Genomic DNA, 260 nt, shown 5'->3' with positions numbered 1-260 from the left:
AACCACCGCCGACACAGGCGATCACCGCATCCGGCAGTCGGCCTTCTTTGTCAAGAATCTGCGCCTTGGTTTCCTCCCCGATAATGCGCTGGAATTCACGGACTATGGTCGGGAAAGGGTGCGGACCTGCGGCTGTTCCCAGCAGATAGTGTGCCTTGTCATAGGTGGCAGACCAGTCACGCATGGCTTCGTTACAGGCATCTTTCAGAGTCGCTGAGCCAGAATTAACCGGGATAACTTCTGCGCCCATCAGCTTCATA

At 55.8% G+C, this 260-nt stretch carries 1 pseudogene; it reads right to left on the bottom strand.

Annotated features, from left to right (window positions below):
- Positions 1-260 (bottom strand): annotated as a pseudogene (locus ACYP03_RS26805) (tryptophan synthase subunit beta); the annotation flags it as partial.

The organism is Photobacterium sp. R1 (assembly GCF_054600795.1).
The sequence above is the reverse complement of the archived record's forward strand: the minus strand, read 5'-3'. Positions and strand labels throughout refer to the sequence as shown.